The 22257-nt window shown below is 72.9% G+C and carries 18 protein-coding genes and 1 pseudogene; 8 read left to right on the top strand and 11 right to left on the bottom strand.

The window, feature by feature from the left end:
- The first annotated feature begins 137 nt into the window (after positions 1-137).
- Entirely contained in the window at positions 138-1406 is a 1269-nt protein-coding gene (locus tag DTB53_RS20015) for a bifunctional class I SAM-dependent methyltransferase/N-acetyltransferase (RefSeq protein ID WP_012378213.1), read from the top strand.
- 147 nt (positions 1407-1553) lie between these two features.
- The gene (gene idi, locus DTB53_RS20010; RefSeq protein WP_003964867.1) at positions 1554-2147 is read left to right on the top strand and encodes an isopentenyl-diphosphate Delta-isomerase; all 594 of its coding nucleotides are present in this window, start codon (positions 1554-1556) and stop codon (positions 2145-2147) included.
- Between the two features lie 27 nt (positions 2148-2174).
- Here idi and DTB53_RS20005 read toward each other — a convergent pair whose 3' ends face one another.
- Together DTB53_RS20005 and DTB53_RS20000 are read right to left on the bottom strand one after the other, a co-directional pair.
- Complete coding sequence (locus tag DTB53_RS20005) at positions 2175-2630, bottom strand: ATP-binding protein (protein WP_003964868.1); 456 nt, start codon at positions 2628-2630, stop codon at positions 2175-2177.
- 146 nt (positions 2631-2776) lie between these two features.
- The gene (locus tag DTB53_RS20000; RefSeq protein ID WP_012378214.1) at positions 2777-3400 is read right to left on the bottom strand and encodes an HdeD family acid-resistance protein; all 624 of its coding nucleotides are present in this window, start codon (positions 3398-3400) and stop codon (positions 2777-2779) included.
- Positions 3401-3480: 80 nt separating this feature from the next.
- Here DTB53_RS20000 and DTB53_RS19995 point away from each other — a divergent pair, with 80 nt between their 5' ends.
- The gene (locus DTB53_RS19995) at positions 3481-4245 is read left to right on the top strand and encodes an enoyl-CoA hydratase/isomerase family protein (RefSeq protein ID WP_012378215.1); all 765 of its coding nucleotides are present in this window, start codon (positions 3481-3483) and stop codon (positions 4243-4245) included.
- On the opposite strand, the gene DTB53_RS19990 is transcribed toward DTB53_RS19995, so the two are convergent.
- Positions 4235-4870 carry a DJ-1/PfpI family protein gene (locus tag DTB53_RS19990; protein WP_012378216.1) on the bottom strand — a complete coding sequence of 212 codons (636 nt, stop codon included), beginning with the start codon at positions 4868-4870 and terminating at the stop codon, positions 4235-4237. The genes DTB53_RS19995 and DTB53_RS19990 overlap by 11 nt on opposite strands.
- 43 nt (positions 4871-4913) lie before the next feature.
- Positions 4914-5876 (bottom strand): GlxA family transcriptional regulator, encoded by a 963-nt coding sequence (locus DTB53_RS19985; protein WP_042495640.1) that lies wholly within the window; start codon positions 5874-5876, stop codon positions 4914-4916.
- Between the two features lie 168 nt (positions 5877-6044).
- Here DTB53_RS19985 and DTB53_RS19980 point away from each other — a divergent pair, with 168 nt between their 5' ends.
- Both DTB53_RS19980 and DTB53_RS19975 read left to right on the top strand, forming a co-directional pair.
- The gene (locus tag DTB53_RS19980) at positions 6045-6914 is read left to right on the top strand and encodes an SCO6745 family protein (protein ID WP_012378218.1); all 870 of its coding nucleotides are present in this window, start codon (positions 6045-6047) and stop codon (positions 6912-6914) included.
- A 190-nt stretch (positions 6915-7104) separates the two neighbouring features.
- A complete protein-coding gene (locus DTB53_RS19975; protein ID WP_042498175.1) occupies positions 7105-9537 on the top strand; it encodes a Tex family protein in 2433 nt (810 codons plus the stop codon).
- A gap of 51 nt (positions 9538-9588) precedes the next feature.
- On the opposite strand, the gene DTB53_RS19970 is transcribed toward DTB53_RS19975, so the two are convergent.
- Positions 9589-11226 carry an ABC-F family ATP-binding cassette domain-containing protein gene (locus DTB53_RS19970; protein WP_012378220.1) on the bottom strand — a complete coding sequence of 546 codons (1638 nt, stop codon included), beginning with the start codon at positions 11224-11226 and terminating at the stop codon, positions 9589-9591.
- 123 nt (positions 11227-11349) lie between these two features.
- Between DTB53_RS19970 and DTB53_RS19965 the strand changes: the two genes are divergently transcribed.
- A complete protein-coding gene (locus DTB53_RS19965) occupies positions 11350-12273 on the top strand; it encodes an FAD-dependent oxidoreductase (RefSeq protein ID WP_003964876.1) in 924 nt (307 codons plus the stop codon).
- A 117-nt stretch (positions 12274-12390) separates the two neighbouring features.
- On the opposite strand, the gene DTB53_RS19960 is transcribed toward DTB53_RS19965, so the two are convergent.
- Positions 12391-14157 carry a BCCT family transporter gene (locus DTB53_RS19960; protein WP_042495644.1) on the bottom strand — a complete coding sequence of 589 codons (1767 nt, stop codon included), beginning with the start codon at positions 14155-14157 and terminating at the stop codon, positions 12391-12393.
- 73 nt (positions 14158-14230) lie between these two features.
- Entirely contained in the window at positions 14231-15616 is a 1386-nt protein-coding gene (locus DTB53_RS19955; RefSeq protein WP_042495646.1) for a M14 family metallopeptidase, read from the bottom strand.
- A gap of 248 nt (positions 15617-15864) precedes the next feature.
- On the opposite strand from DTB53_RS19955, the gene DTB53_RS19950 reads away from it, so the two are divergent.
- On the top strand, positions 15865-17415 hold the full coding sequence (locus DTB53_RS19950) for a M1 family metallopeptidase (RefSeq protein ID WP_012378224.1): 1551 nt from the start codon (positions 15865-15867) through the stop codon (positions 17413-17415).
- Positions 17416-17445: 30 nt separating this feature from the next.
- On the opposite strand, the gene DTB53_RS19945 is transcribed toward DTB53_RS19950, so the two are convergent.
- Positions 17446-18384, bottom strand: coding sequence for an oxygenase MpaB family protein (locus DTB53_RS19945; protein ID WP_012378225.1), 939 nt, complete (start codon positions 18382-18384; stop codon positions 17446-17448).
- A 107-nt stretch (positions 18385-18491) separates the two neighbouring features.
- Complete coding sequence (locus DTB53_RS19940; protein ID WP_012378226.1) at positions 18492-18968, bottom strand: macro domain-containing protein; 477 nt, start codon at positions 18966-18968, stop codon at positions 18492-18494.
- Between the two features lie 131 nt (positions 18969-19099).
- Here DTB53_RS19940 and DTB53_RS19935 point away from each other — a divergent pair, with 131 nt between their 5' ends.
- Positions 19100-19831: a MerR family transcriptional regulator gene (locus DTB53_RS19935; RefSeq protein WP_012378227.1), complete on the top strand. Its 732-nt coding sequence runs from the start codon at positions 19100-19102 to the stop codon at positions 19829-19831.
- 36 nt (positions 19832-19867) lie between these two features.
- Here DTB53_RS19935 and DTB53_RS19930 read toward each other — a convergent pair whose 3' ends face one another.
- Together DTB53_RS19930 and DTB53_RS19925 are read right to left on the bottom strand one after the other, a co-directional pair.
- Positions 19868-22042 carry a 3-hydroxyacyl-CoA dehydrogenase NAD-binding domain-containing protein gene (locus DTB53_RS19930; RefSeq protein ID WP_003964882.1) on the bottom strand — a complete coding sequence of 725 codons (2175 nt, stop codon included), beginning with the start codon at positions 22040-22042 and terminating at the stop codon, positions 19868-19870.
- Positions 22043-22085: 43 nt separating this feature from the next.
- Positions 22086-22257, bottom strand: a pseudogene (locus tag DTB53_RS19925) (acetyl-CoA C-acyltransferase); the annotation flags it as partial.

Raw genomic sequence — 22257 nt, 5'->3', positions numbered from 1 at the left:
GAGGAGCTGAGGTTGATGACGGTCGCGACGACGCCTACCCGGCGCGGCAATCGGTCCTTCCTCATCTCCCGGGTTTCCGGCTAGGTCCGCTTCATCCCGGATCGGGTCGGAGCCCTCACACACCAAGGGTTCCCACGTTGACCGACCACACGGACGACGCCTCGCGCACCGAGGCGTTCTTCACCCTGCACCACCGTCTTCCCCGGCAGAGCCCCGGCTCCGACGCGACCACGCGCCGGCTGCTCGCTCTCGTCGGCCCGCTGCCCGACCGCCCGCGCGTCCTCGACCTGGGCTGCGGTCCCGGCCGGGCCGCCCTGCTGCTCGCCGCCGAGGCGGGCGCCGAGGTGACCGCGGTCGACCTCCACCAGCCGTTCCTGGACGAGCTGCGCGAGGCGGCCGCGGCCCGTGGCCTCGGCGATCGCGTCCGTACCGTCAGGGCGGACATGGGGGATCTCACCGGGCCCGCGTTCCCCGCGGGATCCTTCGACCTGATCTGGGCCGAGGGCTCCGCGTACTGCGTCGGGTTCGACACCGCCGTCCGCGACTGGCAGCGTCTGCTGGCCCCGGGCGGCGCGATGATGATCTCCGAGTGCGTCTGGACCACGGACGCGCCGTCCGCCGGGGCGCGCGACTTCTGGGACCGCAACGGCTCCCTGCGCACCCTGCCGGAGACCACCGCGGCGGCCGTCGCCGCAGGCTGCACGGTCGACGCCGTGCTGATCCAGCCCGAGAGCGACTGGGACGCGTACTACGCGCCGCTCGCCGAGCGGGTCGCGAGCGCCGACCCGGGGGCTCCCGGCATGGAGTGGGCGCTCGCGGCCACCCGTGAGGAGCTGGCGGTGCGGCGGGCGCACGGCACGGAGTACGGCTACGCCGCGTATGTGCTGCGCCCCGCCGATCCCCGGTGGCCGACCCGCCGGGAGACGCCGGCGGACCGGGCGGCCGTGCACGCGGTCAACACCGCCGCGTTCCCCACCCGGGACGAGGCGGACCTCGTGGACGCCCTGCGGGCCGACGCCGAGGCCTGGCTCCCCGGGCTGAGCCACGTCGCCGAGGCCCCGGACGGGTCGCTCGCGGCGTACGCGCTGCTCACCCGCTGCCGGGTCGGCGACGCCCCGGCCCTCGCCCTGGCCCCGGTGGCCACCTCTCCCGCCCACCAGCGGCAGGGTGCGGGGCAGGCCGTGGTGCGGGCGGTGCTGGACGCCGCCCGGGTGCGCGGTGAGGCGCTGGTGCTGGTGCTCGGTCATCCCGCGTACTACCCGCGCTTCGGTTTCGTACCGGCCTCGCGGTACGGAATCCGGCCAGGTTTCGCGGTGCCGGACGAGGCGATGATGGCCCTGGTCCTGGACGACTCCGTCCCTGTTCCGGCGGGCCTGATCCGCTATCCGGCGGCCTTCGGGGTCTGACGGCCCGTCCGGCCCGCCGCGCGCCCGGGGCGCGGCGGGCCGGACATGCCCGGACCCGCAGTGCGGACAAGCGGCTTTTGTACGGCAGACTTGACCGGACTCCAGGGGCCCGGCGCACGAGGCCGGGGACCAAAGCGAAGGATGGGTATGCCGACCACACCAGCCACCGCGACGCACAGCTCGTCGAACGGCACCGCAGAAGCGATCATGCTCGAACTGGTCGACGAGAACGGCACCACGATCGGCACCGCGGAGAAGCTGGCGGCCCACCAGGCCCCCGGGCAGCTGCACCGCGCGTTCTCCGTGTTCCTCTTCGACGAGCAGGGGCGGCTCCTGCTCCAGCGCCGGGCACTCGGCAAGTACCACTCCCCCGGCGTCTGGTCGAACACCTGCTGCGGCCACCCCTACCCGGGCGAGGCCCCGTTCGCGGCCGCCGCCCGGCGCACCCACGAGGAACTCGGGCTCTCCCCGTCGCTGCTGGCCGAGGCCGGAACGGTCCGCTACAACCACCCGGACCCCGCGTCGGGGCTGGTGGAGCAGGAGTTCAACCACCTGTTCGTGGGGCTGGCGCAGACGGCGCCGAAGCCGGACCCCGAGGAGGTCGGGGAGACGGCCTTCGTGACGGCCGCGGAGCTCGCGGAGCGCCACGCGAAGGCGCCGTTCTCGGCGTGGTTCATGACGGTGCTGGACGCGGCACGGCCGGCGATCCGTGAGCTGACGGGCCCCTCCGCGGGCTGGTGAACCCCCGCTCGTGTCCGTACGGGGCGGTCAGAGCTGCGTCTTCAACGGCAGCGCCGCCCAGATGATCTTCCCGCCGCCGGCGGTGTGCTCGACGTCGCAGGTGCCGCCGGCCTCCTCGGTGATCACCTTGACCAGCAGCAGGCCCCGGCCGCCGGTCTGCGCGTAGTCCGTCTCCAGCGCGGTGGGCCGGTACGGGTGGTTGTCCTCGACCGAGACCCTGACCCAGTCGGCGGCGATGGCCACCTCCACGGCCAGCTCGGGCGAGAGGAGCGCCGCGTGCTTGACGGCGTTGGTGACCAGCTCCGAGACGATCAGCAGGAGCCCCTGGAGGATGTCGTCCTCGATCGGCACGCCCTGCCGGTCGAGGAGGTCGCGTACGGCGTGCCGGGCGCTCGGCACGGACGCGTCCACGGCGGAGGCGGTGAAGCGCCACACCCCCTCGTACGACACGGGGTCGGCGGGGGCACTCCCGAGGCTCTCCATCGTCCGGCACCAGCTCTCACTCGCACTGCACTGACCGTCGAGTAAAGAGTGTTGGGAATGGTCTGCTCCGGACCGTGTCACTGATCGGAAGTAGCCAGGTATCGGCGCTGTTTGACCAAACATGCGTCACCTTGGCGGCCCAGGGACTACTTCCGTTCGTCTTCTGGTGACTTGATCGGCTTGTCCGGGGTCGGGGCAGTTTCGTCGAACCGCTCCGAGACCATGCTGACGATGCGCCGGCCGCCCACGCCGATGGCGATCAGGCCGAGGCCGTCGAACAGCAGCGCCAGCGAGAAGAAGCAGCCGAGGACGTAGAGGCTGCTGTGCGGCCAGTCGAACAGCACCAGCAGGCCCAGCAGCAGCCCGAAGGCTCCCTGGAGCAGCGTCCAGCCCATCTGCGGGCCGCGCACGACGACGCTGCCGACCAGCCGGAAGACCCCGCCGGTCAGGAAGAGCAGGGCGGCGAACATGGTCAGCGCCTCGGCCGTGCCCTCGGGGTGCTTGATGACGACGACGCCCGCGGCGATGTTGAGGGCCGCGACCACCACGGCCAGCCAGAAGTAGTTCGTCCCCCGTGACTCGATCGCGTGCAGCAGCCCGACCAGGCCGCCGACGAGCAGCAGCCACCCGAAAAGCAGCATGGAGGTGAGCGTGGCGACGCCGGTGTAGACGAGGCCGATGACGCCCGCGATCACCAGGAGTGTGCCGAGCAGCACGAGCCAGCCGAAACCTCGGCTGAGCTTCCGGCCCTCGGCGGTGGATTCGTTCATCGACGACTCCTTACGGTGCGTGCCCGCCCCGCGACCCCTTCTTGATCATAGGTTCGAACCCTCCGGATAGCATCCGGCGCATGGAGCCCACGGAACCCCGCCTGATCACCTCCGTCGAGCGCGGCGTCGCCACGGTCGTGATCGCGAACCCGGCCAAGCGCAACGCGATGACCACCGCGATGTGGCGGAGTCTGCCGGAGCTGCTGGAGCGCCTCGCGGCCGATCCATCGGTGCGGGCGCTGGTGCTGACCGGGGCCGGGAACACCTTCTGCGCCGGCGCCGACATCTCCGCGCTGCGGGAGGGCGCGGAGACCGCCCAGGGGCTGGCCGTGGCGGCCGAGGAAGCGCTCGCCGCGTTCCCCCTGCCGACGCTCGCCGCGGTGCGCGGCTACTGCGTGGGCGGCGGCGGTCAGCTCGCGGCGGCCTGCGATCTGCGGTTCGCGGAGGAGGGGGCCTCCTTCGGGGTCACCCCGGCCAAGCTCGGCATCGTCTACCCCTCCTCCTCGACCCGGCGGCTGGTCTCCCTCGTCGGCCCGGCCACGGCCAAGCACCTGCTGTTCTCCGGCGAGCTGATCGGCACGGAACGGGCGCTGCGCACCGGGCTGGTCGACGAGGTGCTGCCCGCGGGCGGACTCGACGGGCGGGTCGAGGAGTACGCGGGGGTCCTGGCGTCCCGGTCCCTGCTCACGCAGGCCGCGGCGAAGGAGTTCGCCACGGGCCGGACGGACCGGGACGCCCACTGGGCCGCCGAGGCGCGGGGCGGCGGCGACACCGCGGAGGGCGTCGCCGCCTTCCTGGAGCGGCGTGCGCCGCGGTTCACCTGGACCCCGGGCGCTACCGGGTGATGTGGCGGCTCCTGGCCCGCCACTCCTCGACCAGGGCCGCGGGGGCCTTCTCCGGCGAACCGCAGTCGTAGGGCGGCCGGGGGTCGTACTCCGTGAGCAGTTGCACCGAGCGCGCCGCGTCGTCGCCCGCGATCCGGCCGAGCAGGGTCAGCCCCATGTCGATGCCGGAGGAGACCCCGGCGGCGGTGACGTACTTGCCGTCGAGCACGACGCGCTCCCCGGTGGGCTCGACGCCGAACCGCTCCAGCGCCTCCAGCGCCAGCCAGTGCGAGGTGGCCCTCCTGCCCTTCAGGAGCCCGGCGGCGGCCAGCAGCAGCGACCCGGTGCAGACGGAGGTCGTCCAGGTGCTGGTGGCGTCGACCGAGCGCAGCCAGCCGAGCAGGGCCTCGTTCTCCATCTGGTCGCTCTGGCCGGGGCCGCCCGGGACGATCACCAGGTCCGGGGCGGGCACCTCGGCGAGGGTCTTCTCGGCGACGAGCGCGAGGCTCCCGCTGTCATTGCGGACGGGGCCGGTCCGTTCGGCGACGAAGACGGGCTCGGCGCCGGGCGCACGGCTGAGGATCTCGTACGGGCCCACCGCGTCCAGAGCGGTGAAACGGTCGAAGATCAGAACGGCGATCTGCACGGGAGCTGCCTCTCGATTGCGGTGACGCGGTCGGACGGTGGGTTCAGGTGCGAGGCGCCGGGCCGCGGAAGCGGCGGCGGTACTCGGCCGGGCCCGTCGCGAGGGTCTTCACGAAGGCGCGGCGCATGGCTTCCGGGGTGCCGTAGCCACTGGCGCGGGCCACCCGTTCGACGCCGTCGGCGGTGTCCTCCAGGAGCCGGCGGGCGTGCTCCAGGCGGACGCGCTCGACGTACCGCCCCGGGGTCGTGCCGGTCTCCGCCCGGAACGCGCGGGCGAAGTGCCGGGGCGAGAGCCGGGCGCGGGCCGCGAGGGCGTCGACCCCGAGGTCGCCGTCCGGGTGCTGGGTGATCCAGTGCTGGACCTCGCGCAGCGGTTCGCTCCGGGCGGTCTGGGCGGAGAGCTGGGCGCTGAACTGGGCCTGGTTGCCGGGGCGGCGCAGGAACACCACGAGGTGCCGGGCGATGTTCAGCGCGAGGTCCCGCCCGTGGTCCTCCTCGACGAGCGCGAGGGCGAGGTCGATGCCCGCGGTGACGCCCGCCGAGGTGGCGAGCCTCCCGTCGCGTACGAAGATCGGTTCGGGGTCGACCCGGACGGCCGGGTGGTCGCGGGCCAGCTGCTCGCAGTGGTTCCAGTGGGTGGTGACCCGGTGTCCGTCCAGCAGTCCCGCTTCGGCCAGCAGCAGCGCCCCGGTGCACACGGAGACGAGCCGCTCGGCGCGCGGCGCGTGCTCCCGCAGCCAGCCGATCAGCTCCGGGTGGGCTCCCCGGGTGCCGTGCCCGCCGGGCACCAGCAGCGTGTGCGGGGCGGGCGCGTCGGCCAGAGTTCCGTCCGGCATCAGCGTCAGGCCGCTGGTGGCCCGGACGGGGGCCCCGTCGAGCGAGGCGGTCCGCAGACCGTAGGAGACGCCCGGCGCCCGGGAGGCTCCGGCGAAGACCTCCATCGGGCCGGTGACGTCGAGACTCTGGACGCCGTCGAAGAGGACGACGAGCACGCTGCGCTGCTTCACACCCGTCATCCTGGGCGGTGGGCGACGGTGGCCGCAATGACGGGTACCCCACCTTTCCTGCCATCAGCCGCCCCCGGCCCCCGCCCGACCCCTTACGCTGGGCCTGCCGGGAAGACCGTTCCGCCCTCGGGGTTCCGCGCCGTACCGACCAGTCGGTAACGTGCCGGTATGAGTAATCTCCCGGCCCGCGCGGAGCGCCGCTGCCACAACGCCGTCAACCCCCTGCACTCCTCCCTCTTCTTCTCCCCCGACCTCGGCGCCGAGATGGCGAAGATAGGCATCGAGGACCAGAGCGCCGTCTACTTCGCGACCCGGGCCGCCGCGCTCGGCGCGGTCGGGGCGGGGACGGTCGGCGCCACCTTCTACAACTTCAATCCCGCGCTGGTGGCCCGCCATGTGCCCGCCGTCTGGGAGACCGCCTCTCCCGACGTGGTCCTCGGGGCCCGGCTGCGGGCGGCGGACACGACGCTGCGACGGCTGCTCGGCGAGGAGGTCATCGCCTCCGACGCGATGGCGGAGGCGGCCCGGCTCGCACTGCGCGCCACCGAGGCCTGCACCCCGCACGCCCGCCCGCTGTACGCCGCGCACGCGGATCTGCCGGTTCCCGAGGAGCCGCACCTGGCGTTCTGGCACGCCGCGACCCTGCTGCGCGAGCACCGGGGGGACGCCCACCTCGCCGTCCTGCTCGCGGCCGGCCTGGACCCGCTGGAGTCGCTCGTCAGCCACACCGCCACCGGCAAGGGCATGGCGATCCGCTGGATCCTGTCCTCCCGGGGCTGGCGGCGCACCGACTGGGAGGCCGGGTGCGACCGGCTGCGGGAGCGCGGACTGCTGGCCGACGGCGAGGAGTTGGCGCTGACCGAGGCGGGGACGGCGCTGCGCGCGGAGATCGAGGAGGCGACGGACCGCCTGGACACCGCCCCGTACGAGCACCTGGGCGCGGAGGGTGTGGAGCGGCTCACCGAACTGGGGCGCGGCTTCCTCTTCACGGCCGCCGCCGCGGGGGCGTTCCCGGCCTCGGCGACCGGCCGGGGCTGACCCCGCACCGCCCGGAGCCGCCGCGGGCGCCGCCGCGGCTCCGGGCGTGTCCGCCGAGGTCACGCGACACGGCCCCCGGCCACCCGGCACAATGCAGACCCGGGGGGAGACACCCCCGGCAGGCAAGAACGTGCTCGGCGCGACCGGGCACGACCAGCACAGCCAGTACGAGAAGGCGAGTCGGGAAACCGTGACGACGTCCATCGAAGGCAGGATCGCCGAGGAGCTCGGCGTACGTGAGCGACAGGTCAGGGCGGCCGTCGAGCTGCTCGACGGCGGATCGACCGTGCCGTTCATCGCGCGCTACCGCAAGGAGGCGACCGAATCCCTCGACGATGCGCAGTTGCGCACGCTGGAGGAACGGCTGCGGTATCTGCGGGAGCTGGAGGAGCGGCGTACGGCGATCCTCGATTCCGTACGGGAACAGGGCAAGCTCGACGCGGCGTTGGAGGCGACCATCCGGGCCGCCGAGACCAAGGCCCGCCTGGAGGACATCTACCTGCCGTTCAAGCCGAAGCGGCGGACGAAGGCGCAGATCGCCCGGGAGGCCGGGCTCGAACCGCTGGCGGACGGTCTGCTCGGCGATCCCTCGGTCGATCCGCTCGCCGCCGCCGCCGCGTTCGTGGACGGCGACAAGGGCGTCGCGGACGCGGCCGCCGCCCTGGACGGGGCCCGGTCGATCCTCACCGAGCGGTTCTCCGAGGACGCCGACCTGACCGGCGAGCTGCGCGAGCGGATGTGGACGCGCGGCCGGCTCGCGGCGAAGGTCCGCGAGGGCCAGGAGGAGGCGGGCGCGAAGTTCGCCGACTACTTCGCCTTCGCCGAGCCGTTCACCGCGCTGCCCTCGCACCGGGTGCTCGCGATGCTGCGCGGCGAGAAGGAGAACGTGCTCGACCTGGTGCTGGAGCCGGAGGAGCCGGAGGCGGCCGAGAAGCCCGGCCCGTCCGCGTACGAGAACATGATCGCCCGCCGTTTCGAGATCGCCGACCGGGGCCGCCCGGGCGACAAGTGGCTGGGCGACACCGTGCGGTGGGCGTGGCGGACCCGGATCCAGGTGCACCTGGGCATCGACCTGCGGCTGCGGCTGCGCACGGCGGCGGAGGACGAGGCGGTGCGGGTCTTCGCCTCGAACCTGCGCGACCTTCTGCTCGCCGCCCCGGCCGGTACCCGCGCCACGCTGGGCCTGGACCCCGGTTTCCGTACGGGGGTGAAGGTCGCGGTCGTCGACGCCACCGGCAAGGTGGTGGCCACCGATGTGATCCACCCGCACGTGCCCGCGAACAGGTGGGACCAGGCGCTGGCGAAGCTCGCGCACCTCGCGAAGGAGCACGCGGTCGACCTGATCGCGATCGGCAACGGCACCGCGTCCCGTGAGACGGACAAGCTCGCCGGTGAACTGATCGACAAGCACCCGGAGTTGAAGCTCACCAAGGTGATGGTCTCGGAGGCGGGCGCCTCGGTCTACTCCGCCTCCGCGTTCGCCTCGCAGGAACTGCCCGACATGGATGTGTCGTTGCGCGGAGCGGTCTCCATCGCGCGGCGGCTCCAGGACCCGCTGGCCGAGCTGGTGAAGATCGACCCGAAGTCGATCGGCGTCGGCCAGTACCAGCACGACCTGTCCGAGGTGAAGCTGTCGCGTTCGCTGGACGCGGTCGTCGAGGACTGTGTGAACGGGGTCGGCGTGGACGTCAACACCGCCTCCGCGCCGCTGCTCTCCCGGGTGTCGGGCATCAGCTCGGGGCTCGCCGAGAACATCGTCGCGCACCGGGACGCCAACGGCCCCTTCCGGTCCCGCAAGGCCCTCAAGGACGTGGCGCGGCTCGGCCCGAAGGCGTACGAGCAGTGTGCGGGCTTCCTGCGGATCCGGGGCGGCGACGACCCCCTGGACGGCTCCAGCGTGCACCCCGAGGCCTATCCGGTGGTGCGGCGGATGGGGAGGACGGCGGGGGGCGAGGTGGCCTCGCTGATCGGCAACACGGACGCCCTGCGGGCACTGCGCGCGGCGGACTTCGTGGACGACATGTTCGGGCTGCCGACCGTGACGGACATCCTCAAGGAGCTGGAGAAGCCGGGGCGCGACCCCCGGCCCGCTTTCCGAACGGCGACCTTCAAGGAGGGCGTCGAGAAGCTCGGCGACCTGGAGCCGGGCATGGTGCTGGAGGGCGTCGTGACGAACGTCGCGGCGTTCGGCGCGTTCGTCGACGTCGGCGTCCACCAGGACGGCCTGGTCCACGTCTCGGCGCTGTCGAAGACCTTCGTGAAGGACCCGCGCGACGTGGTGAAGCCCGGGGACATCGTGAAGGTCAAGGTCATGGACGTCGACGTACCGCGCAAGCGGATCTCGCTGACGCTGCGCCTCGACGACGAGCCCGGCGCGGGCGGCGGCTCCGGCGGCGGGCAGCAGGGCCGCGGCGAGCGGGGCGGCCGTCCCCCGAAGCAGCGCCAGGGGCAGGGCTCCGGTGGCGGCCAGGGCCGGCAGGGCGGCGGCGGACGGGACCGGCGCGGCGGTGGCGGGTCGCGGCAGGGCCAGGGGGCCCCGGCTCCGGCCAACAGCGCGATGGCGGACGCGCTGCGGCGGGCCGGGCTGACCGACCCGAGGCAGGGCGGCGGGCGGGGACGCTGAACGGGGCGGGTGGGGCGGGCCGTGCGGCCCGCCCCACCCCCGTGACTCCGCTCAGACTTCCTTGACCTGGCCGTCGGCCACCTCGATGCGGCGGGTCGTGCGGACCGCCTCCAGCATCCGCCGGTCGTGGGTGACCAGCAGCAGGGTGCCCCGGTACGTCTCCAGCGCCGCCTCCAACTGCTCGATGGCGGGCAGGTCCAGGTGGTTCGTCGGCTCGTCGAGCACCAGGAGGTTGACTCCCCTGCCCTGGAGCAGGGCGAGGGCGGCGCGGGTGCGCTCCCCCGGGGACAGGCTGGTCGCCGGGCGCGTCACATGGTCGGCGCGGAGGCCGAACTTGGCCAGCAGGGTGCGGACTTCGGCCGGTTCGGTGTCGGGCACCGCCGCGCAGAACGCCTCCAGCAGCGACTGGGCGCCGAGGAACAGCTTGCGGGCCTGGTCCACTTCGCCGACGACGACGCCCGAACCGAGCACGGCGCTCCCGGAGTCCAGCGGCAGCCGCTCCAACAGGGCGGCGAGCAGCGTGGACTTGCCGGCGCCGTTGGCCCCGGTGATGGCGACCCGGTCCGCCCAGTCGATCTGGAGCGAGGCGGGTCCGAAGGAGAAGCCACCGCGCACCACGCGGGCCTCGCGCAGCGTGGCGACGACGGATCCGGAGCGCGGGGCGGAGGCGATCTCCATCCGCAGCTCCCACTCCTTGCGCGGCTCCTCGACGACGTCGAGACGTTCGATCATGCGCTGGGTCTGCCGGGCCTTCGCGGCCTGCTTCTCGCTGGCCTCACTGCGCGCGTTGCGGCCGAGCTTGTCGCCGTCGGTGGCCTTGCGCCGGGCGTTCTTGACGCCCTTGTCCATCCAGGAGCGCTGCATGTGGCCGCGCGCTTCGAGGGACGCCTTCTTCTCCGCGTACTCCTCATAGCCCTCCCGGGCGTGCCTGCGGGCGGTCTCCCGCTCCTCCAGGTAGGCCGCGTAGCCACCGCCGTACAGGTTGATCTGCTGCTGGGCGAGGTCGAGCTCCAGCACCTTGGTGACCGTGCGCATCAGGAACTCGCGGTCGTGGCTGATGACGACGGTGCCCGCGCGCAGGCCGGAGACGAAGCGCTCCAGCCGCTCCAGGCCGTCGAGGTCGAGGTCGTTGGTGGGCTCGTCGAGCAGGAAGACGTCGTAGCGGGAGAGGAGCAGCGAGGCGAGTCCGGCGCGGGCCGCCTGTCCGCCGGAGAGCGCGGTCATGGGCCGGTCGAGGCCCACGGTCAGGCCCAGTTCGGCGGCGATCTGCCCGGCCCGCTCCTCCAGGTCCGCGCCACCGAGGGCGAGCCAGCGCTCCAGGGCCTCGGAGTACGCGTCGTCCGCGCCCGGGGCGCCCGCGACCAGGGCCTCGGTGGCCTCGTCCATCGTGCGCTGGGCGTCGGCCACGCCGGTGCGGCGGGCCAGGAACGCGGACACCGTCTCACCGTCGCGGCGCTCGGGCTCCTGCGGGAGGTGGCCGACGGTGGCGGTGGGCGGGGAGAGCCGCAGCTCGCCCTCCTCCGGGCGGTCGAGGCCGGCGAGCAGCCGGAGCAGCGAGGATTTGCCGGCGCCGTTGACTCCGACGAGACCGATCACGTCCCCCGGGGCGACGACGAGGTCGAGCCCGGCGAAGAGTGTGCGGTCGCCGTGTCCGGCGGCGAGGTCCTTGGCGACGAGAGTGGCAGTCATCAGGGTGCCGATCCTAGTCGCCGCCGCTCCGTGCCCGTCTCCCCGCGCCCCTGGCCCCGGGTTTCCGGTTTCGGTTAGCGTCCGGGCAGCGACGGGCCCGTACCGAGGACAGGAGTGACCGTGATGGCCGAGGTGATCGTGGTGGGCGGCGGGGTCGTCGGTCTGACCACCGCCGTGACGCTGGCGGAGCGCGGGCTGCGGGTGCGGGTCTGGTCGCGCGATCCGGCCGGGGCGACGACGTCGGCGGTGGCGGGGGCCCTGTGGTGGCCGTACCGGATCGAGCCGGCCGAGCGGGTGGGCGACTGGGCGCTGGCGACGCTGGCGGTCTACGAGGAGTTGTCGGGCGCCCCGCGGGAGACCGGCGTACGGCGGGTGGCGGGGCTGCACGGCGGGGAGCGGCTCGCGGCGCTGGGCGCCTGGTCGGCCGGGCTGAGGGACGCCGTGGAGGTGCCCGAAGGGCTGCGGGTGACCTTGCCGCTGCTGGACATGCCCGTCCACCTGGCGTGGCTGGAGCGGCGGCTGGCGGCCGCCGGCGGTGCGGTGGAGCGGCGGGCGGTGACGGGGTTCGCGGAGGCGGCGGAGCGGAGCCCGGTGGTGGTGAACTGCACGGGGCTCGGGGCGCGCGAGCTGGTGCCCGACGCCGGGGTGCGGCCGGTGCGGGGGCAGTTGGTCGCGGTGGAGAACCCGGGGATCGAGGAGTGGTACACCGAGGCGGATCCGGCGTCGGCCGCGACGACGTACTTCTTCCCGCAGCCGGGCCGGCTGGTGCTGGGGGGTACGGCGGAGGCGGACGATCCGCGCACCGAGCCCGACCCGGGCACGGCTCGGGAGATCGTGGCGCGGTGCGCGCGGATCCGGCCGGAGATCGCCGGCGCCCGGGTGCTCGGGCACCGGGTGGGGCTGCGTCCGGCGCGGGAGGCCGGGGTGCGGATCGGGACGGAGGAGCTGCCGGGCGGCGGTCTGCTGGTGCACAACTACGGGCACGGCGGCGCGGGCGTGACCGTGGCCTGGGGGTGCGCGCGGGCGGCGGCGGCCCTGGTCGGCTGACCGACCGGGCCCGCGAAGCGGTCCGCGCGGGCCTGCCGGCCGGCGGCCCGGGACACGGCGTACCGGAGCCCGCGACCTGGGTGCGGTCGCGGGCTCCGGTGCGGGCGGGCCCGCCCGTCAGTCGGAGGGGCGCTTCTCCGTGGCCGTGGAGCCCGATCCGGTGGTGTCCGGCCCGTGGCGCTCGTCCGTGACGGTCGTCGTCCCGGGGCCGATGCGGATCTCGAAGTCGCCGTCGTACTTGGCGTGCCCCTCGATCACCGCGGACTCGACGGCCTCCACGCCGAACTCCTGGCGGACGATCTGCGGGTCCTTGCGCAGGTCCCGCATCAGGGCCACGCACATGCCGAGCATCACGATGGTGAACGGGGCGGCGACCAGGATGGTGAGGTTCTGGAGCCCGGCCAGCGCATCGCCCTGACCGTCCCCGATGAGGAGCATGATCGCGGCGACGGCGCCGGTGACGACGCCCCAGAAGATGACCACCCACCGGCCCGGTTCCAGCACGCCCTTCTGCGAGAGCGTGCCCATGACGATCGACGCGGCGTCCGCCCCGGACACGAAGAAGATGCCCACCAGGATCATCACGAGAATGCTCATCACCGTGGCGATGGGGAACTCCTGGAGGACGCCGAACAGTTGCGCCTCGGGAGTGTCCGCGCCGGCCAGCTTGCCCGCCTCGTCGAGCTTCATGGCGGAGCCGCCGAAGACGGCGAACCAGATGAGGCTGACGGTGCTGGGCACGAGGATGACACCGCCGACGAACTGACGGATCGTCCGGCCCCGGCTGATGCGGGCGATGAACATGCCGACGAAGGGCGTCCAGGAGATCCACCAGGCCCAGTAGAAGACCGTCCAGCTGCCGAGCCAGTCGGCCACGTCACCGCCGCCGGTCGCCTCCGTGCGGCCCACGAGCTGTCCCAGATCGCTCACATAGGCGCCGAGGGACGTGGGCAGGAGGTCCAGCACGAAGATCGTGGGTCCGGCGACGAACACGAACAGGACGAGGAGCAGCGCCAGCACCATGTTGGTGTTGGAGAGCCACTGGATGCCCTTCTCCACACCGGACACCGCGGAGAGGACGAAGCAGACCGTCAGGACGGCGATGATCGCGATGAGGAGACCGGTGCCGGTCTTCTCCATCCAGTTCAGCTCCTGGAAGCCGCTGCCGATCTGGAGCGCCCCGAGACCGAGGGAGGCGGCGGAGCCGAACAGCGTGGCGAAGATCGCCAGGATGTCGATGAACCGGCCGAAACCGCCGTAGGCGTGCCGCTCCCCGATCAGCGGCACGAACACGGCGCTGATCGTCTGCCGCCGGCGTCGCCGGTAGGCGCTGTAGGCGATGGCGAGCCCGACGACCGCGTAGATGGCCCAGGGGTGCAGCGTCCAGTGGAACAGCGTGGTGGCCATCGCCGTCTGCATGGCCTCGGCCGCGTCGGCGGGGTCGGTGCCGGGCGGCGGGGTACGGAAGTGGGCGAGCGGTTCGCTCACCCCGTAGAACATCAGGCCGATGCCCATTCCGGCGCTGAACATCATCGCGACCCAGGAGATGGTCCGGAACTCCGGTTCCTCGCCCTCCTGACCCAGGCAGATCTTGCCGTACCGGCTGATGGCCAGCCACAGCGCGAAGACGACGAAGCCGGTGGCGGCGAGCATGAAGGCCCAGCCGCCGTTGTGGATCAGCCCGTCGAGCAGATTGCTGGAGACGCTCTCCAGGGAATCGGTGGCGGTCGCCCCCCATACGACGAAGGCGAGCGTGAGGACGGCGGCGACGCCGAACACCACCCGGTCGGTGGTGGGGGTCCTGGCGCTGACCGGTTCGGGTGGAAGGTCAGCCGTGACAGACAGCGCTTCCCGCCCGTCCGTCGTCTGGTCGTCCTGGGACACTAATGGCACCTTTCACCGAGTCTGAAAAACGCTCTCCGTAGGCAGTACCACACCTGCCCCGGATCTCGAAGGATCAACAAGCAGTTCTAGCTTGACCGTTTGTGAGGTGATATGTCGCCCGCTGATCGAGGAGCAGCGGAATCAGTCGCCGAGCCGACTGACGCAAGGGCACAAACGCGCCACTCGCCTCCGGTCGGACCGTGACACCGTGCAGGGCCAGCTCGTCCTTGACCGCCGCGTACTGGGCCGCGTCCAGCCGGTAGCCGCACGGCGGGTCGGCGAGGACCTCGGCGGGCTCGGCCGGGTCGTTGTCGGCGCCGCCGAGGTACACGGGCCCCCGGTCGGCGAGGCCGGTGAGGCGCGCGAGGGCGGTGGCCGTCCGGAGCCGGGCGCGCTGCTCGTCGGTGAAGGTGAAGAGGCCGCCGAGCGCGGTCTTCTGGGACTCGACCCGGCGCCGGTGGTTGAGCGCCTGATCCGCCTTCTCCGCGTCGCTCAGGGCGTCGATCCGGGACTCGATGAGCAGTCCCACGGCATGCTTGAGGCCGGAGGTGTTGCGCAGGATCCGCTCCTGGCCGTCTCCGGCGACCTGCTTGACCGGTTCGCCGGTGGCCGGGTCGGTCCAGATGCCGTAGTGGCCGCTGCTGTAACCGCCCGCCGTCGCGGCGGGGCGGACGTACCGCTCGGAGAGGGTGTGCGAGACGTCGTGGACGCGGTCGTCGACGTTGAGGTTGCGCGGCCACAAGGCGAACAGGTCCTTGTCGTAGTACGGCGGGGTCGCGCCGTACTCGTGCAAGTCGTAGATCACGTGGGGCCGTTCGTCGCGTACGACGGCGGCGACGGCCCGCGCCTCGGCGGTCTCCAGGGCGATGTGGTCGCGGTTGACGTCGACCCCGTCGGCGTTGCCGCGGGTGTCGGCGGCGCGTCCGTCGGGGTTGGCCGTGGGCAGCACCAGCAGGGTCGTACGGGCCAGGAAGGCGCGGGTCGCCCGGTCCTCGGCGAACGCCAGGTCGCGGAGGGTGGTCAGACAGGCCTCGCGTCCGGCGGGCTCGTCCCCGTGCTGGCTGCAGATCAGGAGCACCGTGGTGGCCCCGGGGTGTTCCCGGCCGACGCGGACGAGCCGCAGCGGGCGGCCCTGACCGGTCGTGCCGACGCGCTCCACGGAGACCCGGTCGCTCTCCCGGTCCACCGCCGCGAGGAAGGACCGCTCCTCCGCCTCACCGGTCCAGCGGGCCCCCTCGCTCGTCTCGAACCCGGTGCGCGGCGGGCGGTGCGCGGCCTCGGCGGGTGCGATGGCGAACGGGAGGGCCAGGCCGGCGAGCGCCGCGGCCACCGCCGTCCGGCGCACCGCCTTCGCCCCGCGGCGCGCGGGCACGGGCATCGGCCCGGCGGGGGCCGGGACCGGCGCGAGCCAGGGGTGCGGGCTGAGCATGCGGAGCGCACGAGCGATGCGAGGGGTCATCAGCGGCCTCCGGAACATGGGGGGGGCGGGCGCCGTGACGCCCGTCCGGCTGTCGGCAATGTGCGGACGTTACCCCGGTCAACTCCCGGGCAACAGGGGTCGATCACCGCTGTCGCGGGGGATGTCCGTGACGACGGAATGGCGATCGTGTGACAGGGGCACCAGGAACGGCCCGTCCTGCTCCGCCCCGTGCATAGCCTCGTGACGACCGGTCGGAAGAACATCCGACCCGACCATGTGGAGTGTGCGTGCACCGCAGATTCATCGTCCCCAGCGCACTGGCCGCCACCCTTCTGCTGGCGATCCCGGCAGTGGCCTCACCGGGCACCGTCGGCGCCCCGGGAATCGGCGACCCCTACTACCCGGCCGCCGGAAACGGCGGCTACGACGTCTCCCACTACGACCTGCGGCTGAAGTACCAGCCCACGACCGACCTACTGGAGGGCACGGCGACGATCCTCGCCACCACCACGCAGGAGCTGTCCCGCTTCAACCTCGACTTCGGACTCGACGTCTCCGAGGTGCGGGTGAACGGCAGGAAGGCCCGGTTCGCCACGAGCGGCGACCACGAACTGGAGGTCACCCCCGCGGCTCCCCTGGCCCGGGGCAAGGACGTCTCCGTCGTCGTCCGGTACGCCGGGAAGCCGTCCGAACTGAAGATCAACGGCTGGACCGCGTGGGCCCGGACCCCGGACGGCGGGGTCGCGGCGCAGGAGCCGGAGTCGGCCGTGTGGTGGTACCCGAGCAACGACCACCCGCTGGACAAGGCGACCTACGACATCTCGGTCTCCGTGCCGGACGGCACCCAGGCGATCAGCAACGGAGAGCTCCGGTCGCAGAGTTCGAAGCTGGGCTGGACCCGCTTCAACTGGCGCTCCGACAAGCCGCAGGCGACCTATCTGACGACGCTCGCCGTCGGCAGGTTCGCCATCACGACCGACAGGACCGCCGACGGCCTGCCGGTGCTGAACGCCTACAGCAAGGACCTCGGCGCCAACGCCGGTGCGGCCCGCGCGAGCGTCGAGCGGACCACCGAGGTCGCCGAGTGGCTGACCGGGGTGTTCGGCCCCTACCCGTACAACGCGCTCGGCGGATACGTGCCCAACGTGACGAGCGGCTTCGCCCTGGAGACCCAGACCCGGCCCTTCTACAGCCCCAGGCAGTTCGCGAACGGCGCCAACGTGTCGGTCGTCGTCCACGAGATCGCGCACCAGTGGTACGGCAACAGCGTGTCGGTCGACGGCTGGAAGGACATCTGGATCAACGAGGGCTTCGCCCGCTACAGCCAGTGGCTCTGGTCGGAGAAGGAGGGCGAGGGCACCGCGCGGGAGCTGGCCGACTACACGTACGCCCAGCACCCGGCCGACGACCCGTTCTGGAAGGTGAGGCCGGGCGATCCGGGCCCGGACAACCAGTTCGACATCGCCGTCTACGACCGGGGCGCGCTGGCGCTCCAGGCACTGCGCGACGAGGTCGGCGACGACACCTTCTTCGAGCTGCTGAAGGGCTGGCCCGCCGAGCACGCGCACGCCAACGCGAACGTGGGCGACTTCGTCCGGTACGCGGAGCGGGTCTCGGGCAAGCCGCTCGCGGCGCTGTTCGACACCTGGCTCTACCAGCCGTCGCGCCCCTCGTCCCCGGCCGCGGCCGACGCGGGTGTCGCCGGGAACGCGCTGTCGGCGCGGACGGCGGCGCGGGTCGAGCGCCCGGCCTCCTGGCAGAAGATCGCGGCGACGAACAGCGTGCACGATCACGGCGATCGCGCCGGCCGGGGATCCACGGGTCACGACCACCGCTGAGCTGTCCCGGGGCGTCGGAGCGGCGGGCCGTCAGCCGTTCCGTCGCGCCTCGGCGGAGCGGGCGCCGCCGCCCGCGGAACGGAACGCGGCGCGGGCCGCTCGCGCCCGGGGCAGATAGCGCAGCCGCTCCGGGAGTACGGGGACGACGACCCGCAGCACCGCGCACATCCGGCGCAGCCGCTTCTCCTGGTCCGGGGACCACGGCAGGCCGATGGCCGCGCGGGCGTCGGGCGGCATCAGCCCGATGGTGACGAACCTGCGGAAGCGGGCCAGCGGCGGCAGCAGCACCGGCCACAGCGCCCGCAGCGCCATCCGCAACAGCCACGGCCCCCGGTCCGGCGGTGGGACGGGCCGGTCGGTGGCGACGAGTTCCCGCACGACCGGGGTCGCCTCGATCTCCCCCGCGAGCATCTTCTCCCAGTACGGCCAGAAGTCCTCGATGGTCCGGGGCATGTCCCGGTCGTGGATGCCCAGGATCCGGCCGACCCGGAGCCACTCCGCGTACAGGGCGCGCTCCTGGGCGGGGCTCATGGGGCGGATCAGATAGCGGGCCGCGTGCTGGTACACCGGGAAGCCGGTGGCGTGCACCCAGGCGTAGGTGGCGGGCGTCAGGGCGTGGTAGGCGCGGCCCCGGGTGTCGGTCCCCCGGATGGTGCGGTGCAGCACCCGCAGTCTGCGGCCCTCCTCGGCGGCCTCCGCGCCGCCGTAGACCCAGAGCTGGAGCGAGCGCAGCGAGCGTTCGCCCCGCCCCCAGGGGTCCGTGCGGAAGACGGAGTGTTCGTCGACGCCCGCACCGACGGCCGGGTGGGCGACCTGGAGCATCAGGGCGGCGGGCAGCATCAGCAGGGCCCGGATGTCCCCGGACAGGCTCCAGAGCACCCCGCCGGGCGGGGGCGGCTCGGGGTCCCGGCCCCGCGCCGCCTCCGGTCCGCCGGCCCGGGGGCCCTGCACGTCCTCGGCGCTGCTCATCCGGTGCTCCCGCGGTCCCGGCGGGCCTGCCGTGCGCTGCCCGCCCCCTTCCCCCCATGATCCCTCGGGGACGAGGGAGCGGAGACGGCGGGCCGCCGACGGCCCGGTCAGCCGTGGTCGTACACCGTCACCGGCACGCCGGCCGATATCAGGCGTCGCTCGATGATCGGCTCGATCCTGGCCCACGTGCCGCCCGCGAGCCCGCAGCCGATCCGGGGCATGTGGACGGACGCCCCCAGCTCGCCCGCGCGGACGGCCACCGCGCCGAGCGCCGCGTCGATCGCCTCGTAGCGCACGGGCACTCCCTTGCTGCCGGTGCGCATGCCCCGCTGGCCAACCATGTTGGCCACCCAGAGGTAGGGACCCACCTGCACGAACTGCGCCGCGCCCAGCCCGAAGCCGTTGCCCGCGCGCTCCCGGTGCCAGCGCCGGTAGGCGGCCTCGGGCTCCGGCCAGCGGCGGGAGAGGGCCAGGACGAAACCCTTGCCCCAGCCGCCGAGGTCGTTGCAGACGTGGACGATCAGCTTGACGCCCTTGCCCTGCGGCGCGGTGGCGTCCCCCCGTACGTACGTGATCTCCGACATGGCCTCACCGTACGGGCCGCCACTGACACCGCACCCGGGGTGGACGGCGGGGCGATGGTGCCGGAGACTTTCACAGTGTTGGTGAGACACCAGCACTGTCCGACACCAGGGCTCGACGGCGAGGAGCAGCGATGGCGACGGGGACCGACGAGCCGACGCTCACGGTGGACGAGCTGGCGGCGCGCGCCGGGGTCACCGTGCGCACCGTGCGCTTCTACAGCACCCGGGGCCTGCTGCCGCCCCCGGTCATCGGCCCCCGCAGGGTGGGACACTACGGGCCGGACCACCTCTCGCGGCTGGCGCTGATCGAGGAGCTCCAGCAGCAAGGCATGACGCTGGCGGCGATCGAACGCTATCTGGAACAGCTGCCGCCCGATCTGAGCGCCCACGACCTGGCGATCCACCGGGCACTGGTCGCGTCCTGGGCACCGGACCAGACCGAGGACTTCTCCCGTGCCGAGCTGGAGCGGCGGGCCGGGCGGGCTCTGGCGGAGGCGGATGTGGAGCGGCTGGCGGCCATGGGGGTGCTGGTCCGGCCCGATGCGGACGGCGGGGCGTACCGGGTGGATCTGGGGCTGCTGCGGCTCGGGGTGGAGCTGTTGGACGTGCCGATCGCGCACGAGACGATCCTGGCGGCGCGGACCGTTCTGCTGGAGCACACCCGCTCGGCCGCCCAGGAGATGACCCGGCTGTTCCGGGACGAGGTGTGGAACCCCTATCGGGAGCGGGAGGGCGATCCGGAGCACGTGGCGGCGATGAAGTCGCTCTCCGCCGATATGCAACCGATCGTGGTGCAGGCGCTGGTGACGGCGTTCCAGCGGTCGTTGAAGCAGGAGCTGCGGGCCGCGTTCACCGCCGAGTGACGGGGGGCGCGGCCCGCGGCGGGACCTGTCGACGGATCAGTCGTGGAAGGTCTCGCCCTTCTCCGCCTTCTCCACCAGCAGCGCGGGCGGCAGGAAGCGGTCGCCGTAACGCTCGGCGAGTTCCCGGGCGCGGGCCACGAAGCCGGGCAGGCCGCCCTCGTACCCGTTGATGTACTGGAGGACGCCGCCGGTCCACGGCGGGAAGCCGATGCCCATGATGGAGCCGATGTTGGCGTCCGCGACGGAGATGAGGACGTTCTCCTCCAGGCAGCGGACGCTGTCCAGCGCCTCGGAGAAGAGCATCCGCTCCTTCATGTCCTCGAAGGGGACGTCCCCGTCGGCCTTGCCGGTGAAGTGCTCGCGCAGGCCCGGCCAGAGGCCGGCGCGCTTGCCGTCCTCGTCGTAGTCGTAGAAGCCTGCTCCCCCGCTGCGCCCCGTGCGGCCGAACTCGTCGACCATGCGGTCGATGACCTCGTCGGAGGGGTGCCCGGGCCAGCTGCCGCCGGCCTCCTCCACCGCCCGCCTGGTCTCGTTCCGGATCTTGCGGGGCAGGGTCAGGGTCAGCTCGTCCATCAGGGAGAGCACCTTGGCCGGGTAGCCGGACTGGGCGGCGGCCTGCTCGATCGAGGCGGGCTCGACGCCCTCGCCGACCATGGCGACGCCCTCGTTGATGAACTGGCCGATGACGCGGGAGGTGAAGAAGCCGCGGGAGTCGTTGACGACGATCGGCGTCTTCTTGATGCGCCGTACGAGGTCGAAGGCGCGGGCCAGTGCCTCGTCGCCGGTCCGCTCGCCCTTGATGATCTCGACCAGCGGCATCTTGTCGACCGGGGAGAAGAAGTGCAGGCCGATGAAGTCGACGGGGCGTGAGACCCCCTCGGCGAGGACCGTGATGGGAAGCGTGGAGGTGTTGGAGCAGAGCAGGGCGTCGGGCTCGATGACGTCCTGGATCTCCTGGAACACCTTGTGCTTGAGGGCCGTGTCCTCGAAGACGGCCTCGATCACCGCGTCGCAGCCCGCGAGGTCGGCCGCGTCGCCGGTGGGGGTGATCCGGGCCAGCAGCTCGTCGCGCTTCGCCTCCGTCGTACGGCCCCGGGAGAGCGCCTTGGCGAGCAGCTTCTCGCTGTAGGCCTTGCCCTTGGCGGCCGCTTCGGCGGAGACGTCCTTGAGGACGACGTCGATGCCGGCCCTGGCGCAGGAGTAGGCGATGCCCGCGCCCATCATCCCGGCGCCGAGCACGGCGACCTTGCGGACCGGGCGCTCCGGGATGCCCCCCGGCCGGTTGGCGCCGGAGTTGACGGCCTGGAGATCGAAGAAGAACGCCTGGATCATGTTCTTGGAGACCTGGCCGGTGACCAGCTCGGTGAAGTACCGGGCCTCGATGGTCAGGGCGGTCTCGAAGTCGACCTGGGAGCCCTCGACGGCCGCCGCGAGGATGTTGCGCGGGGCGGGCATGGGCGCGCCCGCGAGCTGCTTCTTCAGGTTGGCCGGGAAGGCGGGGAGGTTGGCGGCGAACTTGGGGTTGGACGGGGTGCCGCCGGGGATCCGGTAGCCCTTGACGTCCCAGGGCTGCTGGGACTCCGGGTGGGCGTCGATGAAGGCGCGGGCCTTCTCGGTCATCTCCTCGCGGGTGGCGGCGACTTCGTGGACCAGGCCGTTCTCCAGGGCCCGCCGCGGGGTGTACTGGGTGCCCTGGAGGAGCACCTTGAGCAGGGCGTCCGCGATGCCCATGAGGCGTACGGTCCGGGTGACGCCGCCGCCCGCCGGGAGCAGGCCGAGGGTGACCTCGGGCAGGCCGATGCGGGAGCCGGGGGCATCGAGGGCGACGCGGTGGTGGCAGGCGAGGGCGATCTCGTAACCGCCCCCGAGGGCCGCCCCGTTGATGGCGGCGACGACGGGCTTGCCGAGGGTCTCGATGCGGCGCAGCGAGGCCTTGATGGCGTTGCCGGCGTCGAAGGCGTCCTGGGCGTTCTCCGGGCCGACCTTGATCATGTCCTTGAGGTCGCCGCCGGCGAAGAAGGTCTTCTTGGCGGAGGTGTAGATGATGCCGCGGATGGAGTCCTTCTCGGCCTCGGCGCGGTCGGCGACGGCCGCGATGGAGTCCTTGAAGGCCTGGTTCATCGTGTTGGCGGACTGGTTCGGGTCGTCGAGGACGAGGGTGACGACGCCGGTCTCGTCCTGTTCCCAGCGGATGGTGGTGCTCTCGGTCATGTCGGTGTCTTCTCCGTAGGCAGGGGTGGCCGGGGCAGAACGGTCAGATGCGTTCGACGATCGTCGCGACGCCCATGCCGCCGCCGACGCAGAGGGTGACCAGGCCGAACTGCTGGTCGCGGCGCTCCAGTTCGTCGATGACGGTGCCGAGGATCATCGCGCCGGTCGCGCCGAGCGGGTGGCCGAGCGCGATGGCCCCGCCGTTGACGTTGACC

Source organism: Streptomyces griseus, assembly GCF_900460065.1.
Lineage (GTDB): Bacteria > Actinomycetota > Actinomycetes > Streptomycetales > Streptomycetaceae > Streptomyces > Streptomyces griseus.
This window is presented reverse-complemented; position numbering and strand designations above follow the sequence as displayed.

What these genes read in the sequence shown, in the direction of transcription:
- idi (WP_003964867.1), top strand. Translation starts at nt 1,554, where the DNA reads ATGCCGACCACACCAGCCACCGCGACGCACAGCTCGTCGAACGGCACC.
- DTB53_RS20005 (WP_003964868.1), bottom strand. Translation starts at nt 2,630, where the DNA reads ATGGAGAGCCTCGGGAGTGCCCCCGCCGACCCCGTGTCGTACGAGGGG.
- DTB53_RS20000 (WP_012378214.1), bottom strand. Translation starts at nt 3,400, where the DNA reads ATGAACGAATCCACCGCCGAGGGCCGGAAGCTCAGCCGAGGTTTCGGC.
- DTB53_RS19995 (WP_012378215.1), top strand. Translation starts at nt 3,481, where the DNA reads ATGGAGCCCACGGAACCCCGCCTGATCACCTCCGTCGAGCGCGGCGTC.
- DTB53_RS19980 (WP_012378218.1), top strand. Translation starts at nt 6,045, where the DNA reads ATGAGTAATCTCCCGGCCCGCGCGGAGCGCCGCTGCCACAACGCCGTC.
- DTB53_RS19970 (WP_012378220.1), bottom strand. Translation starts at nt 11,226, where the DNA reads ATGACTGCCACTCTCGTCGCCAAGGACCTCGCCGCCGGACACGGCGAC.
- DTB53_RS19965 (WP_003964876.1), top strand. Translation starts at nt 11,350, where the DNA reads ATGGCCGAGGTGATCGTGGTGGGCGGCGGGGTCGTCGGTCTGACCACC.
- DTB53_RS19955 (WP_042495646.1), bottom strand. Translation starts at nt 15,616, where the DNA reads ATGACCCCTCGCATCGCTCGTGCGCTCCGCATGCTCAGCCCGCACCCC.
- DTB53_RS19945 (WP_012378225.1), bottom strand. Translation starts at nt 18,384, where the DNA reads ATGAGCAGCGCCGAGGACGTGCAGGGCCCCCGGGCCGGCGGACCGGAG.
- DTB53_RS19940 (WP_012378226.1), bottom strand. Translation starts at nt 18,968, where the DNA reads ATGTCGGAGATCACGTACGTACGGGGGGACGCCACCGCGCCGCAGGGC.
- DTB53_RS19935 (WP_012378227.1), top strand. Translation starts at nt 19,100, where the DNA reads ATGGCGACGGGGACCGACGAGCCGACGCTCACGGTGGACGAGCTGGCG.
- DTB53_RS19930 (WP_003964882.1), bottom strand. Translation starts at nt 22,042, where the DNA reads ATGACCGAGAGCACCACCATCCGCTGGGAACAGGACGAGACCGGCGTC.